Origin of the sequence: Actinomyces stomatis (genome assembly GCF_031292835.1) — a bacterium.
Classification (GTDB): Bacteria; Actinomycetota; Actinomycetes; order Actinomycetales; family Actinomycetaceae; genus Actinomyces; species Actinomyces stomatis.
In genome coordinates, this window is sequence record NZ_JASPEP010000012.1 from 21402 (window position 1) to 37171 (window position 15770).

10 protein-coding genes are annotated in these 15770 nt (G+C 67.9%); 4 read left to right on the top strand and 6 right to left on the bottom strand.

All coding sequences use genetic code 11. The features are described from left to right. Positions 1-45: 45 nt before the first annotated feature. The 3 genes from pyrH to rpsB form a co-directional block, all read right to left on the bottom strand. Positions 46-798: a UMP kinase gene (gene pyrH, locus RIV12_RS07890; protein ID WP_309323067.1), complete on the bottom strand. Its 753-nt coding sequence runs from the start codon at positions 796-798 to the stop codon at positions 46-48. Positions 799-1103: 305 nt separating this feature from the next. Continuing rightward, positions 1104-1943 carry a translation elongation factor Ts gene (gene tsf / locus RIV12_RS07895; protein ID WP_309323068.1) on the bottom strand — a complete coding sequence of 280 codons (840 nt, stop codon included), beginning with the start codon at positions 1941-1943 and terminating at the stop codon, positions 1104-1106. A gap of 112 nt (positions 1944-2055) precedes the next feature. Then, positions 2056-2904, bottom strand: a complete 849-nt coding sequence (gene rpsB, locus RIV12_RS07900) for a 30S ribosomal protein S2 (RefSeq protein ID WP_075418584.1) — start codon at positions 2902-2904, stop codon at positions 2056-2058. A gap of 665 nt (positions 2905-3569) precedes the next feature. On the opposite strand from rpsB, the gene RIV12_RS07905 reads away from it, so the two are divergent. Continuing rightward, entirely contained in the window at positions 3570-4208 is a 639-nt protein-coding gene (locus RIV12_RS07905) for a M23 family metallopeptidase (RefSeq protein WP_309323069.1), read from the top strand. A 180-nt stretch (positions 4209-4388) separates the two neighbouring features. Further along, a complete protein-coding gene (locus tag RIV12_RS07910; protein ID WP_309323070.1) occupies positions 4389-5411 on the top strand; it encodes a serine hydrolase domain-containing protein in 1023 nt (340 codons plus the stop codon). Positions 5412-5529: 118 nt separating this feature from the next. Here the strand turns inward: RIV12_RS07910 and RIV12_RS07915 are convergent, their stop codons facing one another. From RIV12_RS07915 to RIV12_RS07925, 3 genes are all read right to left on the bottom strand, one after another. After that, on the bottom strand, positions 5530-6453 hold the full coding sequence (locus RIV12_RS07915) for a tyrosine recombinase XerC (RefSeq protein WP_309323071.1): 924 nt from the start codon (positions 6451-6453) through the stop codon (positions 5530-5532). A 53-nt stretch (positions 6454-6506) separates the two neighbouring features. Continuing rightward, positions 6507-6866: an ArsR/SmtB family transcription factor gene (locus RIV12_RS07920; protein WP_309323072.1), complete on the bottom strand. Its 360-nt coding sequence runs from the start codon at positions 6864-6866 to the stop codon at positions 6507-6509. A gap of 90 nt (positions 6867-6956) precedes the next feature. Beyond that, a complete protein-coding gene (locus RIV12_RS07925) occupies positions 6957-7703 on the bottom strand; it encodes a DMT family transporter (protein ID WP_309323073.1) in 747 nt (248 codons plus the stop codon). A gap of 894 nt (positions 7704-8597) precedes the next feature. Here RIV12_RS07925 and RIV12_RS07930 point away from each other — a divergent pair. Both RIV12_RS07930 and RIV12_RS07935 read left to right on the top strand, forming a co-directional pair. Next, entirely contained in the window at positions 8598-14600 is a 6003-nt protein-coding gene (locus tag RIV12_RS07930; protein WP_309323074.1) for an Ig-like domain-containing protein, read from the top strand. 127 nt (positions 14601-14727) lie between these two features. Further along, positions 14728-15693, top strand: coding sequence for an AAA family ATPase (locus tag RIV12_RS07935; protein WP_075418590.1), 966 nt, complete (start codon positions 14728-14730; stop codon positions 15691-15693). Positions 15694-15770 lie beyond the last annotated feature (77 nt).

Here is a 15770-nt window from a genome sequence, read left to right on the forward strand (position 1 = left end):
ATCTCGAACGGGGCCGTGAGCGGCCCGTCGGAGCCCGCAGCCGAGTCAGTCGCAGCTGACGAGTGTCCCGATTCTCTCACCCAGCAGGGCGCGGGTGATGTTTCCGGGCTCCCCCATGCCAAAGACGCGCATGGTCAGATCGTTGTCGCGGCACAGGGCGAAGGCGGAGGCGTCCACCACCTGGAGGCCGTCGGCCAGGGCGCGTTCGTAGGTGAGCTGGTCGAGGCGCCGGGCCTCGGGGTTCTTGCGGGGGTCGGCGGTGTAGACGCCGTCGACACCGTTCTTGCCCACGAGCAGCTCGTCGCAGTGGGTCTCCAGGGCGCGCTGGGCCGAGACGGTGTCTGTGGAGAAGTAGGGCAGGCCGGCACCGGCGCCGAAGACGACGACGCGGTTCTTCTCCATGTGACGGATGGCGCGCAGGGGGATGTAGGACTCGGCGACCTGTCCCATGGCGATGGCTGTCTGGACGCGGGCGGGCACCCCCGCCTTCTCGATGAAGTCCTGAAGGGCCAGGGCGTTCATGACGGTTCCCAGCATGCCCATGTAGTCGGCGCGGGCGCGGTCCATGCCCCGCGACGAGAGCTCGGCGCCTCGGAAGAAGTTCCCGCCTCCGACGACGACGGAGACCTGGACTCCGGCGCGCACGGCGTCGGCGATCTGACGGGCGGCGTCGGAGACGACGTCGGGGTCCAGACCTATCGATCCGCCACCGAAGACCTCACCGGAGAGCTTGAGTAGAACACGTCTGGGGTGCGTGCCGTGGGCGACGCGGTCGTCACGAGCCGGTTCCTGACTCATTGCGCTATGTCTCCTGGGTTCGGTGGGCAGGTTTGGCACAGCCTACCCCGTCCGCGGCGGCACCGGGCCACGATGAGCGTCAACCCTGGCGGTCAGACACGCCATGGGATGAGGACCACGCTGAGACATGCGTGAGGACATGCTCCCAGGGAGCAGAGGTTGATGGATGTCGATGAGTGAAGGGACGACAAGACGGGGCGGGGGCACGAGCATGGTGCTCGTGCCCCCGCCCCGGACATCTCCGGATATCACCGGTGGAGCCGGCCTCACCACTCACTGGCGGGCCGACTTGAACGGTGAGCGGATCAGGCGCCGACGCGGAAGCGCACGAAGCCGGTCAGCTCGCCGCCGGTGGCCTCGACAACCTTGCCGACCGTGGTCTTGGGGTCCTTGGCGAAGGCCTGGTCGATCAGGACGTTCTCCTTGAAGAAGCCGCTGAGGCGACCCTCGACGATCTTGGGGATGGCCTTCTCGGGCTTGCCCTCGGCGCGGGTGGTCTCCTCGGCGATGGCGCGCTCCTTGTCCACGACCTCGGTCGGCACGTCGTCGCGGGTGGCGTAGGCCGGGGAGTAGGCGGCAATGTGCATGGCGACGTCGTGAGCCACCTCGGCGGCCTTGGCGTCGGTACCCACCAGGACGCCGACCTGGGCGGGCAGGTCGGGGTTGGTGCGGTGCAGGTAGAGCTCGATCTTGTCGGCCTCGAGGCGGCCGACACGACGCACGACGATCTTCTCGCCGATGACGGCCTGCATGCCGTCGGTGAGCTCCTTGACGGTGGAGCCGTCGACCTCGACCTCGGCCAGGGCCTCGGCGTCGGTGGCGCCCGAGTCCAGGGCAGCGGTGAGGACCTGCTCGGCGTAGTCGAGGAACTTCTGGTTCTTGGCCACGAAGTCGGTCTCGGCGTTGATCTCGACGAGGACGCCGACCTGGCCGTTGCCGGAGTCGACGACCTTGGCGGCAATGAGGCCGGCGGAGGCGGCGCGGCCCTCGCGCTTGGCGATGCCCTTGAGGCCCTTGACGCGAATGATCTCAATGGCCTTCTCGGCGTCGCCGTTGGCCTCGTCGAGGGCCTTCTTGACGTCGAGCATGCCGGCGCCGGTCTTCTCGCGCAGCGCCTTGATGTCAGCAGTGGTGTAGTTCGCCATGAATGTCTCCTGGTCAGTCAGTGACTAATAGACGTGTGAAAAAGGACAAGTAGAGGCGTTCACAGCGCGGATGCCGCGCCGTGAACGAAGAGCTGAGGCGATGCGCCCGAGCTCAGGCCTGCTCGGCGGCAGGGGCCTCGGCGGTCTCAGCGGCCTCGGAGGTCGGCGCGTCGGCCTCGGCTCCGGCGAGGAGCTGGGCCTCCCACTCGGGCAGCGGCTCGGCGTCGGCAGGGGCGACCTCGGCCTCCTCACCGGTGCGGACGCGGCCGCCGGAGCGGGCCAGCAGGCCCTCTGCGGTGGCGTCGGCGACGACGCGGGTGAGCAGGGTGACGGCGCGGATGGCGTCGTCGTTGCCGGGGATGCCGTAGGTGGCCTCGTCCGGGTCGCAGTTGGTGTCCAGGATGGCGATGACCGGGATCCCGAGCTTCTGGGCCTCGGAGATGGCCAGGTGCTCCTTCTTGGTGTCCACGACCCACACGGCCGCGGGGAGCTTGCTCATGTCGCGGATACCGCCCAGGGTGCGCTGGAGCTTGTCCTTCTCGCGGCGCATCATGAGCAGCTCCTTCTTGGTGCGGCCGGAGCCGGCCACGTCATCGAAGTCGATCTGCTCGAGCTCCTTCATGCGGTCCAGGCGGGCGCGCACGGTGGAGAAGTTGGTGAGCATGCCGCCCAGCCAGCGCTGGTTGACGTAGGGCATGCCGACGCGCTGGGCCTGCTCGGCCACGGCGGCCTGGGCCTGCTTCTTGGTTCCGACGAACAGGATGTTGCCGCCGCGAGCGACGATCTCCTTGACGAAGTCGTAAGCGGTGTTGATGCCCTCGATGGACTGCTGGAGGTCGATGATGTAGATGCCGTTGCGCTCGGTGAGGATGAAGCGCTTCATCTTGGGGTTCCAGCGACGAGTCTGGTGCCCGAAGTGGACACCGCTGTCAAGGAGCTGGCGCATGGTAACGACGGCCATGACGGTCCTTCCGTGTGTGCCGAGAGGTTGCTCGACGCACGATTATTCGGGGGACGGCCGAGCGGCGCTCGGAGACGTCCCAGGGTTTTTCTTCTGGGTTCTTCCCCGTGATTCCACACGCTTGCGAACGCGCACCGAAGTCGGTGACCGGCTGGAAGCCGGCGCGGATGGGGCCTGGTGCCTGCGACGCACGGCCACCCGTTCACCGTGGCGAACCGTGATGACCGGGACCGCGACCGTGTCGCCCGGAGGGACGTCCCGAGATGCTCGGGTGCAGGCACGCGAAGTCAGCACTCCGGGCCCGTCTCCCGCTGACGCCGGAGCGATCCGCAGAATGCTGCGGGGGTGAGGCTACCACAGGGCTGCACCAGCCGCCGAGGCCGAATCAGCCGTATTCGGAGTAGTCCCGGTCACCACAGGCCGATTCCTGAGAGCGCTTTCCACAGGGCCGACGACGTCCCCAGCGCCCAAGGCCGATCGGCCCGCACCCTGAGGGCATGCACCCAGAACATCCCCGGCGACCCCGCCGAATCCGGAAAGCCCGAGCACGTCGCACGACTCCTCATCCTCCCCGCCTCCTGTTCCGCCGTCTCGCCGTACTGGCAGCAGCCCTGACCGCCTGCAGCTCACTCGCCGCACTCCCCGGCGCCCCAGCGGCTCACGGCATGTGCACATTCACCGGCGCTGCCGCGACCACAGTTCCGGCCCCGCAGTTCCAGGACCCGGCGCCCACCGACCTGACGGGGACTGCGTCGGGGCCGGCCGAAGCCGCCTCCTCACTGACCTCGCCCTCGTTCCTCACGAGCGTCAACCTCGTCTCCCTGCTCGATGAGGAGACGGGGACGAGCGGTCAGGAGGGGACGGACCGGCCCCAGGGTCCCCAGCGCCCGCGGGGGCGCTACCGGTGGCCGACCGGCGCACCGGCCACCGTGGTGGAGGACTTCGACCCGCCCGCCGTCGTGTGGGGCCGCGGGCACCGGGGAGTCGATCTTGCGGCTGCGGAGGGCACTCAGATCCGCAGCGCCGCTGCGGGGACGGTGGCCTTCGCCGGCATGGTGGCAGGGCGTCCGGTGGTCTCCGTCGACCACGCAGACGGGATCCGCACCACCTACGAGCCGGTCGAACCGACCGTCAGCGCCGGCGACACAGTGGGTGCGGGGCAGGTCATCGGCACCCTCCTGGCGGGGCACCGCTCAGACGGGGTCTGCGCCCTGCACTGGGGCGCTCGCACCGGCCCTCAGACGTACATCAACCCGCTGCGCCTGCTGCAACCGGCCGTCATCCGCCTCAAGCCGGTCCAGTAGCACCGGTGATCGACGCTTGATCTCGCCGACATTCCTTCCGATGATGGGAGGTCGTGGAGAGTGGTGAGCTTTCGGACACATCCCCTTCCAAGGCATCTTGTTGAGAGAGGTGGAGACATGAGGCCCTCCGAGTCCCTTCAGTATTGGCTCGAGTCCTCCCTGCGTCCCAGGCTGCAGAGGATGGCCGCAAAGCGACGCCCAGACCTGCCGGCCCCGCAGGTGCTCATCATCGCCCCGGGGGTGAGGTTCTCCTTCGGTGAGGTCGACCTACCTTTCCATACCGCGAGCGCGGGAAAACCCTTCGTGGCGGTCGCGGCGGCGCGCCTGGCCCAGCAGGGACTGCTGTCCCTGAATGCGCCGATCGGCGAGCTCGCCCCGAGCATCGATCTGTCCGCGCTACCCGCCGCTCCCGGCGTCATTCTGTCCCGGGACCTGACCCTGAGTCACCTGCTCAGCCACCGCTCAGGGCTACCCGACCCGTTACAGCCTCCGCGCGGGCACGCCACCGAGTGCTCGCTGGACCGCCTTGTGCGCCAACCCGACCGCCGGTGGGACCTGGCCGAGGTGTTGGCGCAGTGCGCGGGACTGCCGCCCCAGGGCCGGCCCGGTGAGCGCTTCGCCTACGGGGACGGCAGCTATGCCCTGGCTCAGTGTGTGCTCCAGGAGGTCACCGGCCTGTCCACCCACGAGGCGCTGCGCACCCAGGTGTTTCAGCCGGCAGGCATGACGAGCACGGGTCAGCCGCACTCCACGGCCACCGATGAGGAGCTGGCAGATCTGACGATCGCTCCGGTCTGGGTCAAGGGTGCGGAGATCAGCCATGCCAGGGCGCTGTCCGCCGGGTCCGCTGACGGCGGCGCAGTGACAACCCTGGAGGACATGGTGCGGTTCCAAGAGGCCCTGCATGAGGGAGACCTGCTCGACCGGGCTCTGCTGGCGCGCCTGACCCGGCCCCGCTCCCGCCTGCGCCCGGGCATCCACTACGGGACGGGCCTGGCCACGATCCGCTTCGGTGAGTTCCTGCCCTTGGTCCTGCGGGGCCTGCCCGAGCCGGTGGGAGGCCTGGGCCTGTGGGCGGTACACAGCTTCTTCTACCCGCGCCAGCGCGCCCACGTCGTCATGAACCTCCACAGCACTAAGCAGATGCAGCGCAGCTTCTCGCTGCACATCGCGATCGCCCGCCGTCTGGCCCGCCTGCCCTGAGCCGCGCTCCCCCACTGGCCGACCCTCGGGTCGGGCACGACTTCGGGGTGTCCATGGGGGCCAGGACTCACCCGGGGTCAGCCCACCACGGTGCCGTGGCATGGACGTGCTCGCCGTCTCAAGCGCGGGGGAAGGCCTGCTCGTAGACGCTGCGCAGACGCTCGGCCGAGACGTGGGTGTAGCGCTGCGTGGTGGCCAGCGAGGAGTGGCCGAGGAGCTCTTGGACACTGCGCAGGTCCGCTCCCCCGCCCAGGACGTGCGTGGCGGCGCTGTGCCGCAGCCCGTGCGGGCCCAGGTCGGGGACCTGGGCAGCCGCGCACAGGCGGTGGACGACGTCGCGCACCGCCCGGGGATCGATACGCCTCCCCCGCGCACCCAGGAAGAGGGCGCCTCCCGCGTCGACGGCGCAGATCTCACCGCGCCGACGCAGCCATGCTTCCAGCGCCTTGGCGGCGGGCAGCCCGTAGGGGACGGTACGTTCCTTGCGGCCCTTGCCCAGGACTCGCAGGGTCCGTTGGGAGTGGTCGAGGTCGGTGACGTCAAGGCCGACGAGCTCGGATACCCGCACGCCGGTCGCATACAGGGTCTCGATGATGGCCAGATCGCGCACAGCCAGGACCTCCCCGTCCGAGGCGAGATCCGCAGCGGTCTTGAGCAGCTGAGAGGCCTGCTGGGTCGTCAGTACCCCGGGTAGGCGGTTGTCGACGCGGGGCGCACGCAGACGCGCGGCGACGTCTGAGGAGAGCACTCCCGCCTCGAAGGCCCAGGAGGAGAAGGTCCTCACCGAGGCCGAGCGACGAGCCAGGGTGGCACGCGAGTGACCACTCGCGGCCATCGCAGCGAGCCAGTCCCGCAGGTCCGCCAGGTCGAGGGTGGCCAGGGCGGGGTCGACAGGCTCGGCGTCCCCCTCACCGACGCCCAGGAAGCTCAGCAGATCACTGATGTCGACGAGATAGGCGCGCACGGTGTGCTGGGACAGGTCCCGCTGCAGGGCCAGGTAGCTGCGGTAGGAGGCGAGCAGATCAGCACGCGTCCTCGACATGGCAGACCCCCTTGATGACGGTCCTCACTGGCGAATGACATGAGGGAGATGAGCTATAGCAACGTGGCGACCTGTGAGCGGATCTCGGCGATGCGCTTCTCGTCGCGTTTGTAGTGGGTCCATTTCCCGATACGTGTGGAGGTCACCAGACCTTCACGCTCCAAGGCCCGCATGAAGGCTGATACGGTCGACTGAGCAAGCCCCACCTTGTCGGTGATCTGCTTGATGCAGACCCCGTACTCATCGGGATCCGCGATCCCCTGCTCGATAGGGAACTCCGCCCGAGGTTCTCGGAGCCACTGAAGAATCCGGAGGCGCACCGGATGAGCGAGAACCTTGAGGGCGTCGACCATCACGCCCAGGTCCGCAGAATCCGAATAACCTTCCGAATGACTCTGCACACCCTCCGACATCGCCCCTCCCGCCCCCTATCTCTGCCACGGCTCGAGTTTCGAGCGAGCATATCACTCGTCCTGAACCAGGCGTTCCGACGCCGAGACGCATCACGTGCCGAGGACGAGCTTGGCCCAGTAGATGCTGACGATGAGGACCACCACACCGAGGAACTGAGAAAGTGTCAGGGTCTCGGAGAAGAGAATATAGGCGTAGGCGGCTGCGGCTATGGGCTGGAGCAGGGCGAACAGCGACCCCAGCTGCAGCGACATGAAGTGCATGGCGTGGGCCATGAGTGTCTGCCCGAGTATCTGAGAGGTGAACGCCAGGACAACGAGCAGCAGCCAGCCCCACGCAGAACGCGGAAGCAGGTTCTCCCCGCGCGGTATCGCCACCGCAAGGCACACCGCAGCGCACCATAAACTAAGTAGTGCCATGATACGTGGCGCGGGATACCTCTTTCGCAGCCCCTGGGCGACAACAAGAAATCCCGTGTAGAAGAATGCCGTGGCCAAGGCCATCGCGTTTCCGAGCAGGTGCCCTGGGTCCGTATGAACACCGACCGGGGTCAGGAGCAGCAGCCCCCCGATCGCCAGGATCGCCGGAGAAACGAGTCTGACGTCAGGAACGTCCCTGAAGAGCACCCACCCGTAGATCGCCGCGGCGAAGGGGACAAGATTGGCCAGGAGGTTGGACTCGGCCAGCGTGGTGTGGAAGAACGACATGTTCCACAGGCACAGGTCGATCGCCAGGAGAGCGCCGCCCAGGGCGATGGTGGCATGGTCACGAAGGGGTATGCGTTCCCGCACTCGAGACCCACGCCGCAGTCCGACCCCGGTGTCGAGCAGGAGCAGCATGGACTGCGATCAGAGACCGGAAGCCGCCGGTGGCGATCGGTCCGACCTCACTCAGCCGAACGAACACTCCCCCGAGCGCTAAACATCCCACTGCGAGCACTGCGCAGGCAATCGCCCCTCCCCTCACCCGACCACCGACAGCACGACTCAGATGCTGCACCATCATGCCCCTCCTTACCTCTCATCTCCGCTGACACCGACCGTCCGCCGCCTCAAGCGGCCTGCGCCCGTATCCAGCGCGGCGACGCGAACCGACACCAGCACCATAACCCACATATCGACAATATGCGATAGGTCGATTCATTGAGGGTCGTCGGCCGGCTACTGGATGAGGGAGGCGTCCGCGGCCAGCCCGTCAAGAGGTCCGCCCCCGGTCAGCTCGAGGTCCTGCTCTTGGCGGCTTCCACGTCGACGGCACCCACTTGGCCTCCGACACCCCACTAGCACCAGAAACCAGAGGATCGGGCTCATCGGTCCAAGGCGAGCTGCCCCCCAGCGGCAACAAGAGGCTCAAGCGCGCCAGAATCCCGTACGACCCGCATCCATCAACACAGCCACCAGCAGCCGCTCGACTCACCGCATGAGGACCCCATCACGGACCGCCTCCATCGGAAGGCGGCAGTATCCACGCCCTGGAGAGACGTGACCACATTGATTTAGCGCGCAACCTCACCAGTCGAATCACAAGTTCATAACAACCATCCGAGCGGCGTTATGTGAGCAGGCCACCCCTTCTGCTTGATCCCAACAAAAAATCCACTCCCCCTCCGTGTCCCCCCACATTTGGAGTGGTTGTTGCCGTCCAACAAGGAAGTTAAAATCTTGGTCGTTCTTACGAGCGCCATCCCCCCTGGCCCATCCCTATTTCTGCTGGAGCACAGCACTGTGAAACGGTTGTCCAGGCGCCGTGTCTATGTCGGCGTCATCGCGGTACTGACCGCTGCGGCTCTGGTTGCCATCGTCCTGCATCCGGGGATGGTCACGCATGACGTCGACCTTCATGACGGCGGAGTGTGGGTGACCAACGGGAAGATGAAGATGGTCGCCCACCTCAACTACCCCTCGCAGACGCTCGACGGGGGGCTGCGCACCTCCTCGACAAGCTTCGACGTCGACCAGTCCGGCTCCCAGGTCTTCATGTCCGACTCGTCCTCGGACAGCTACACGCAGATCGACGTGGCCCGTACGACCCTCATGCCGCCGAACACATCATCCGGCTCATCATCCATGGAGCTGGGTGGGGGCCGCATCGGGGTGGCCGATCCAGCCACGGGCAAGGTCTGGGTCGCCAGCGCCTCGGAGGCCCCCACCTTCAGCCAGTCGTCAGCTCCTCCCACCATCTCCGACATGCCCGGTGCCATCCTGGCCATGGGAACCGACGGCTCGGCTCACGTCGCATCGCTCAAGACCGGCACCGTCAAGACGGTCACGCCCCGAGGCTCCGTCAACGACATCTCGACCACGCCCCTGCCCACGTTGGCGAACGACGCCGAGCTGCAGGTCAGCGCGGTGGGAGACAAGAGCGTGGTCCTCGACCGCCGCAGCGGCACCCTCGTGCTCCCGGGAGGTCAGTCGGCCTCCCTGTCCGGGGACGACCTCCAGCTCCAGGTCCCCGGCCCCCAGGCCGATGAGGTCCTGGTCTCCTCGACGTCCGGGCTGCTTCGCGTGAGCCTGTCCGGGAAGGTCTCGTCGATCTCCCCCGGTGTCACCGGCGGCAGCCCCTCCCGGCCCGCGCAGCACTCGGGCTGCGCCTACGCGGCCTGGGGAGTCAAGGGCTCCTTCCTACGGGACTGTGCGGGCACCGGCGACGACGTCGACATCCCCGTCCCCACGCTCAACAACGTCTCGAAGGCTGTCTTCCGCACCAACCGCGACGTCATCGTCCTCAACGACATCCCCACCGGCGGCGTGTGGCTGCCGGACAAGAACATGGTCCAGGTCGACAACTGGGAGCAGATCAACTCCCAGACGAAGAGCGAGGAGTACTCCGACGAGACGTCCACCGAGACCCGGGACGAGGCCACTCAAGAGCGGTCCAAGGAGAACACCCCTCCCGAGGCTCAGGACGACTCCTTCGGCGTGCGGCCCGGACGGACCTCCTACCTGCCGGTCATCGCCAACGACACCGATCCCGACGGTGACGTCCTGGTGGCCACCGCGACCTCTCAACCGTCCTTCGGAAAGGTGGGCCGGGTGCGCTCCGGCGCCGCCCTCCAGGTGGCAGTGGACGACAACGCCACGGGTTCATCGTCCTTGACCTACACCGTCGATGACGGTCAGGCGCAGTCCAGCGCCAACGTCACCCTCAACGTCCATCCCTTCTCCGTCAACGACGGCCCCGAGCAGAAACGGATCTCCTCGCTCGACCTCGCCTCCGGAGCGAGCACGACTCTCAACGTCTCCGACGACTGGCTCGACCCCGACGGCGACCCCGTCTACCTCAAAAGCATCTCCTTCCCCTCGGGATTCGACGTCATGTACCGGGCCGACGGCACCATCACGGTCAAGGACATGGGCCAGACGACCGGCAGCACGGACCTGACCGTCACCTACTCCGACGGCAGCGAGGACACCGAGGGCCGCCTGACGGTCAAGGTGCACGGCAACGAGAACCTGCCCCCGGTGACCAACGCGGACCACGTCGTCGTCCCGGCGGGCCAGTCCGGTCAGGTCTCACCGCTGGCCAATGACGTTGACGCCAATGGCGACACCCTGCGCCTGGCCTCCGTGGGGGAGGCGCCCGAGGGACTGACTGCCACAGCCGACGTCAGCCTCGGGGTCGTCACGCTCAACCCGTCCAAGGCGGGTACCTTCTACCTGACCTACACGGCCAGTGACGGGCCCTCCGCCACGGAGGGCGTGATCCGGGTCGACGCCATCGAGGTCGACCAGTCCGCGCTGCCCGTGGCACAGGACGACGTCATCACGCTGCCAACGGGAGGCCAGGCGCTGTCGGCGGTCCTGGACAACGACTCCGACCCGCAGGGCGGGGTGCTCAGCGTGCAGTCTGTACGCACCCCCGAGGGCAGCCCCCTGGTGGTGGCCCTCCTCGAGCACCACCTCCTGCGCATCACGGCTCCCAACGGACTGACCGAGACCACCACAGTCACATACACACTGGCCAACGCGGCCGGGACGACTGAGGGCACGCTCCAGGTCATCCCGGTCCCGGCCGCACCGAGCACCACACCTCCCGAGCTCACCGATGACACGCTCGTGGTGCGAGCCGGGGACGTGGGCGGTATCAGCGTCCTGGACAACGACCGCTCCCCCACGGGGCTGGATATGAGTGTCCAGTCCGATCTCCAGCACGAGATCGATCCGACCATGGGCGAGCCCTTCGTCTCTGACGACGTCGTCCGCTTCCGCGCAGGGGAGCAGCCGGGTAGCGGACGGATCATCTACAGCGTGCGCGACTCGGAGGGGAATGTCGCCTCGGCCAGCGTCAACCTGACCGTCGTGGCCCGCGACGACGAGCGCAATACGGCCCCGCACCCCAAGGACGTCACCGGGTGGGCCGTGGCCGGGGAGAAGGTGACGATCCCGATCCCCATGGAGGGGCTGGACTCCGAGGGTGACTCGGTCAGCCTCAGCGGGCTGATGTCCTCGCCGCGTCTGGGCGGCGTGGAGCTGGAGGGATCATCCCTGACCTACACGGCCGCTCCGAACGCCTCAGGCACAGACGTCTTCAGCTACACCGTCCAGGACCGCCTCGGCAAGACGGCCTCAGCCGTGGTCCGCGTCGGTGTGGCGCCCGCCGGGAAGACGAACCAGAAACCCGTCGCCGTGGCCGATGTCGTCACCGCGAGACCCGGTGTCAACCTGTCCATCCCGGTGCTGGTCAACGATGTTGACCCGGATGGGGACACCCTGTCCCTGGATTCGTCCCTCATCTCCGGGCAGGACTCGGGTGTGTCCCCGTCGGCCGACGGCTCACGGGTCAGGCTCAAGACCCCGAGCGCGGAGGGGAGCTACACCGTCCAGTACGGCGTCACGGACGGCCGCTCCGAGCCTGTCGTCGGCATGGTGACCCTGGTGGTGTCCGCCTCGGCGCCTCTCCAGGCCCCCATCGCCCGCGACGACCGCATCAGCAAGGCGCAGGCCCGATCCAACCGGACCGTCAAGGTCCCGGTACTGGACAACGACGAGGACCCGGACGGCGATATCAGCGCCGCCACCATCACCACCCAGGACGAGGGCGCGGGCGTCGGGCAGAACGGGGAACTGACGATCGAGGTGGGGGACGAGCCCCGCTTCGTGCTCTACACGGTCACGGATCCCAGTGGGCTGGCGTCCTCTGCCTTGGTCGAGGTCCCCGGATCGGTGGTCACCGAGCCCGAGGTCGACACGAGCAAGATGCCCTTGACCGTGCGCTCCGGAGAGACCCTGTCCATCGCGCTGCGTGACTACGTGCTCACCCGTGACGGCCGCAGCGTGCAGCTGACCGACGGAAACAAGGTCTCGGCCGCCGCCGGGTGGGACGGTTCCAACCTGGTCAAGGACTCCACCACGTTGACCTTCGCCTCGCGTCCCGACTACTCCGGTCCCTCCTCGGTCACCGTGGAGGTGACCGACGGCAAGGACCTCAACGATTCCAGTGGCAAGACCGCCTGGTTGACGCTTCCCATCACGGTGACCCCCGGGGACAACCGTCCGCCCACCATCGCCCCCACCGCCGTCGAGGTGGCCCCCGGTGAGACCACGACGGTCGACGTGTCGCTGTGGACCACGGACCCCGACGGGGAGAAGCCGGCCGATCTGACCTACTCGGTGCGAGACGTCCCCGCCGGTGTCGAGGCCTCGATCAGCGGCAAGACCCTGTCGGTGGTAGCACCCCCGGGAGCCTCGAAGGGGTCCCTGGGCGCGCTCACGATCGACGTCAAGGACGGCTCCGGGGCACAGGGATCGGGGTCGACGCCGGTGAGCATCGTCTCCTCCTCCAAGCCCCTCATCATGCTCTCGCCGGCATCAGTGAGCGCAGACGCCGGTAAGGCCACCACCGTGAACATCTCCTCCTACGCCGTCAATCCCTTCCCAGGCTCCCCCATCCACCTCGTGGGCACTCCTGCGGCTCCGGACGGCATCACGGTCACGGGCTCCGGCTCGACCCTGACGATCACGCCCGCAGCCGGTGCCCGGACAGGAGTCATCACCTACCGGGTCGGGGACAAGACCGGTGACGCCGGACGCGAGGTCGAGGGCACGGTCCAGGTGACGGTGCGCAGCCGGCCGAGTCCACCGACCTCGGTCTCGGCCACCTCCAGCAGCGCGTCAACGGCCCTGGTCTCATGGACCGCAGGACAGGCGAACGGTGCGCCGATCAGCGGTTTCACCGTCTATGACGAGACGCAGGGCGACTCCCAGGACTGCGGCACGGTCACCAGCTGCCTCATGGAGGGCCGCTCCAACGGCAAGGACCACACCTTCCACGTCGTGGCCCACAACGAGGTCGGCGACTCCGATGCCTCGGCCTCGGCCACCACCTCGATCGACGTCGTCCCGGACACGGTCCCCCAGCCGGTGGCCACCGCCGGTGACGGCTCCGTGAGCGTGTCCTGGACCGCCCCGTCCAACCAGGGCTCGGCCATCACCGGATACGTCGTCGCTCTCAGCCCGGGTGGACAGCAGCAGACGGTGTCGGGCACGAGCGCCACCTTCTCCGGACTGAGCAACGGGACGGCGTACACCGCGGTGGTCAAGGCCGTTAACGCCAAGGGTGAGAGCCAGCAGTGGTCCTCCGCCTCCTTGGCGGTCTCCCCCTACGGCAGGCCCGGACCGGTCAGCTCGGTGCAGGCCGCCTCGGCCAATCTCGGCAGCGGCGGCTCCTCGGACACCGTCGCCGTCTCCTGGGGGTCGGTATCCAACACCAACGGCAGACCGATCGAGTACTACACCGTGACATCCTCGACCGGGGCCTCCAAGACGGTCTCCGGCGCGGACAACCGCTCAACCACCCTGGAGGGTGTCAACACCTCCCAGAGTCAGGTGACCTTCACGGTGACGGCCACCAATGACTCCGCCAATGCATCCACCCACACCTCACCGGGACAGTCCACCTCGACCTGGGTCGTGGGACGCCCACCGGTCCCCAGTGTCAAGGGTGTCAGTGCGACCGGAACCAGCCGCCAGATCTCACTGTCAGCCAGCGCCTCGGCTGGCAACGGATGGAGCGCCGGGGAGCTGTCCACCCAGTGGAGCACCGACGGGGCCTCCTGGCAGTCCGTCAGTGACCTGAGTGGCAACGGCCTCAGTGACGGCAGTGCCTCAACCGTGTACGTACGTGTCTGCGGGTCCAAGACCGGGAGCACCTCCTGCTCGGAGACGGTCAGTGCCGGAAGCGTCACCCCCTTCGGCCCACCTGCCTCGCCGACCATCAGCTGCTCGGCCAGCGGAGCCACCACTGTCTCCTGCTCCTGGTCCGGCGGTGGCGACGGCGGGCGATCCACCCGTTACCAGCTGAGCGGACCGTCCGCCAGCGATGACGCCGGCGCCTCAGGCTCCCAGCAGTGGAGCGTCGCGGAGGGCAGCACGACACGCGCGTGCATCCGTGCCGTGCAGTCCTCCTCCGAGCAGGGCTCGCGCGAGGGCCAGGAGAACTGCGCCGAGGCGACGACCCGCTCCTTCGCCAGGAACTACGCCGGCTCGCTCAGCGGCCAAGGGCGGTGCAACGTCGGAGGGTGCGCGGGACAGAACGCCCGGTACCAGGAGGTCACTCTCTCGGACTGGCCCCCGAACTCGACCGTGACCTGCAGCGGAACCTGGAACCAGCGTGAGGTCAGCACCACGCTCACGGTCGACGGCTCAGGTGGGTACAGCGGCCGCCCCAGGTGGCAGGGCGGTTACAACACCATTCTGATGTCCAATCAGGATCGGGGGACCTGGTTCACATGCACGTAGCAGCCGGTACCCGCCCCCGTCGAACGTCGACGCCGGGCACGTCCCCACACCGATCAGCCGCCGGGGCTCCTCACCGGGACGGCTCCCTTCACCGCAGTCAGCACCCCACGGAGAGCGAGGGCGATCAATGGCCATGACGAATGAGAACGCGACCTGGTTCGCCGACACCTTCGCCCGGATGGTGAACAACGTGGGGCTGGCGCTACTGGGCAAGACCGAGGTCATTCGGCTGGCACTGGCCACCATGCTCTCCGAGGGGCACCTCCTGCTCGAGGACGCCCCCGGAACCGGCAAGACAGCCCTGGCCCGGGCCATAGCGGCGACCGTGCAGGGGACGCACTCGCGCATCCAGTTCACCCCCGACCTGCTGCCCAGCGACATCACGGGCGTGACGATCTACGACCAGAAGACGGGCACCTGGGACTTCCACGCCGGCCCGATCTTCTCCTCGATCGTCCTGGCCGACGAGATCAACCGGGCCAGCCCCAAGACCCAGTCAGCCCTCCTGGAGGTCATGGAGGAGTCCCAGGTGACGGTCGACGGCGTGCGCCACACGACTGAGCGCCCCTTCATGGTCATCGCCACCCAGAACCCCATCGAGCAGGCCGGCACCTACCGCCTGCCCGAGGCCCAGCTCGACCGCTTCCTCATGAAGACCTCCGTCGGGTATCCCGACGAGGAGGCGATGGCCGATGTCCTGGAGGGCAGTGCCACCCCGGACCGGTCGAAGTCGCTCAGCGCCGTCATCGCCTCCAGCGCCGTGGCCTCCATGGCCGACCTGGCAGCGGAGAACCACATGGAGCGCTCGGTGGTGAAGTACATCGCGGCGCTGGCGGCCGCCACCCGCGCCTCGGAGAGCACCCGTATCGGGGTCTCGACGCGAGGGGCGCTGGCGATGGCGCGGGTCGCGCGGGTCTGGGCGGCCGCTCAGGGCAGGCCTTACGTCGTCCCGGACGACGTGCGGATGCTCGCCCAGGTCGTGTGGGCCCACCGCCTGGTCATGGACCCCGACGCCGAGTTCGCCGGAGCCACGCCGTCGGCTGTCATCTCCGAGGCCCTGGAGGTCGTCCCCGTCCCCACAGTGCAGGAGTAGGACCTCATGGCTGCGACGACACCGGGCCCAGACCCCGGCGCCCACCCCCGCTCACCGGATCAGGAAGTTCTTGGAGA